The sequence below is a fragment of the Thermodesulfobacteriota bacterium genome, assembly GCA_036397855.1.
In the GTDB taxonomy this organism is placed as follows: Bacteria; Desulfobacterota_D; UBA1144; order Nemesobacterales; family CSP1-2; genus DASWID01.
The window spans coordinates 1-2,806 of the sequence record DASWID010000129.1; the positions used below are offsets into that span (position 1 = coordinate 1).

Here is a 2,806-nt window from a genome sequence, read left to right on the forward strand (position 1 = left end):
CGATCAATCCACTCGATCCCATTAACAGAGCTTATTTTCTGATTAATCTCTTCTTCTATTAATCGTGCCATCCCTGAGTCTTCGTCCTGGCTTTCAATGTAAAGAAGTGCCAATCTGTCAGGTGTGTGGCGATAAAATGCAAACCAACCTCCGCCCAGACTAGTTAGAATAAGTAATATTGCAATAGTAATTGCTAAACCCGGCTTGTGTTTGCGAAGATACCACAAGGAATAGGATGTACCTGCTGGTGGGACAACGAATATCTGGGATCTTTCTGGAATATTCTTAAGCTTGATCCTGGACAAGTATGTACCACATAAAGTGATCTTATTTTTAACTTGAGAATAGACAACGTTTGTTAGTGCCATTCCACCTGGGTCTGCAAGAGTCAGAACGCGTGCGGCGATATTAACCGCATCGCCGAAGAGATCGCCGTTATCTTCAACCACCTCGCCCAGATGAATACCTATTCGGATATTAAAGCGTTCAGCTTCTTCAACCCCGGCATTATGCTTCGCCAGTTCATCAAGAACCTTTCGGGCGCAGGTCACAGCGGCCAAGGCAGTTGGAAACTCAGCCATAGAACCATCGCCTAGAAACTTTATTAACTTGCCACCAACCTGAGGGACATTTGACCTGAAAATTTCTTCGAACTTTTTGACGCATTTCAATGCCTTGGATTCATTCTTATACATGAGGGTGCTGTAACCTACAATATCGACAAACATAATGGCGGCGAGATGACGATTTGTAGAACTAGAATTCGATTCATTCATATCTTTGTTCTTAATATTCCTAAAAAACTAGTATTCCCTACCCATATCCAAAGGCTTAGGTAAAGTATAAGTTAAATTATTATTAAACCCAACCAGGCGATCTCTGTATTTCTTCAATCTTAACCAGACCCACATTACCTAAAATACGGAATCACTTTCTTAGTCAACACCTCATAACTCCAATCAGGGTCGGCGCTGAAGTTGTGGATTAGAAAATGGTTAACTCCGGCATCGATGTATTCCTCGATTCTCCTTATACAATCCCTTGCAGAGCCTGAAAGGGTAAAATCAAAAACCGCTTCCTTTGAGAATTGCTTTCCCAGATCAACAATCTTTTGCCTATCCCTTTCATCGGTTGTAATCGTCTTCATGTAGTTAAAGCCCTCGAATCTTTTAGGTAGTGTTATTCCATAGGCTTCCTCATATAGTTCCGACCATATTATAGTATGCTTTAAATTCTCAAGGGGTTTAAATGCCGACTCTTTATCATCTGCAATTGAAATAAAGATGTAGAGGCATTTATCAAAATGATCTAGTTTCTTCCCGGAACTTATCCTCCACTCCTCCACCCGTTTTCGCCTTTTGGAAAACAGGTGGGGTGGTTGGGGAAGGGTTATCCAACCGTCGCCCATCTCGGCTGCGACTCGTAAGCTTTTTGGAAGATGAGCGGCAACATATATTGGCACCTGACCATTAGTTGGTTTTGCACCAAGCGCTGCTTTTTTGAACTTAAAGAATCTTCCTTCAAAATCAAATGGTTCTCGACTCTCCCAGAGCATTCTAATGAGTTTGATTGACTCAACCATGCGTGATAGTGGCTTGTCCCACGCTATACCAAAAGGGTCCAGATTCATTGCCTCTCCGAGCCCCAGTCCCAGGATAAACCTTCCATCTGTTAAACGATCTATTGTTGCGAGACGCTGAGCAAGCACGGCGGGGTGGTATTTATGTGCATCTGAAATAGAGCCCATACTTATTTTTCTAGTGGTCAAAGCTGCGGCAGTAATTGTGGATAACACATCATAGGCGACTGGCCTCATAAAGACCATATGATCTCCAGCCCAGAAGCTGTCAAATTCTGACCCCTCTGCACGCACTATAAAATCAAGAAGCCTTTTCGGTTCTTCTCCAGCAGGTGCCACGATGCCGAACTTTATTTTATTCATACGCTCCGATCTCACTGATCTATATTATAACTATGGGAATATACTTGCAATGACGCGACTCGTGTATTTGTTCGATTTAGCTTGAGAGTTTGCGTTATCCTGTTACAGGGTTTCCACCGCCAATAGCGAACACATTCGATTTATTCGGTGCAGGCTTCCTGAAGCGATCTGACGCAAGGTGTCATTCCGAGCGCAGCGAGGAATCTCATTGTGATTGCTTGGTCCACTTCGATCCTTCGATAAACTCAGGACTCGGGGATCCTCGCAATTGTAAAAGCCAGATATTTCGAGGACAGAATTTTTAAAAGTATTTTCTTCATTTATTTTACTTTTCTTTTTAACTTCTTTGTCTTGATACTGAATAGATCCTGACCTATCGTCAGGACATGGTTCAGCACAGGTACAAAGAAGCAACCCTTCGATCCTTCGATAAACTCAGCACAGGCCCTTCGATGAAACTTAGGGGTCAGGACTTGGCTGCACCCTTGTTGTCATTCCCGCGGATTGTAAGCGGGAATCCCAGCCGCCCGGTCATTTCCTAACGCTACCCGATATAGACGTTCGAGTACAAGCTTAATAGGGAATCCAGAGCCTGTCCCCGCACGTTTGTGGCGGGGATGGATCCCCGACTACTGATTTCGGGGATGACATAACGACTAAAAAATTTGAATACAACCGCAACCCGGTCATCCTGAATTTATTTCAGGATCTAATGGAAATAAGAGATGCTGAAACAAGTTCAGCACAGGCCGCAATTTTTGGAAGGCCGTTCAAGTCCTTTTCATTCTGAAAAATATTAGTCGATATAAATCTATTCATGAATTTGCAAAAAATCTTGTCCACGAAATATATGACATCTACAGC

Annotated in this window: 2 protein-coding genes; both read right to left on the reverse strand. The window is 43.1% G+C overall.

Annotated features, from left to right (window positions below; translation table 11 throughout):
* A partial coding sequence (locus tag VGA95_10485; protein ID HEX9666967.1) for an adenylate/guanylate cyclase domain-containing protein occupies positions 1 to 776 on the reverse strand: 776 nt, incomplete at its 3' end.
* Positions 777 to 910: 134 nt separating this feature from the next.
* Positions 911 to 1,942 (reverse strand): LLM class flavin-dependent oxidoreductase, encoded by a 1,032-nt coding sequence (locus VGA95_10490; GenBank protein HEX9666968.1) that lies wholly within the window; start codon positions 1,940 to 1,942, stop codon positions 911 to 913.
* Positions 1,943 to 2,806: the final 864 nt, after the last annotated feature.

Bases quoted from the DNA above. Each gene is read 5' to 3' on its own strand.
- VGA95_10490 (HEX9666968.1), bottom strand. From the start codon at position 1,942: ATGAATAAAATAAAGTTCGGCATCGTGGCACCTGCTGGAGAAGAACCG.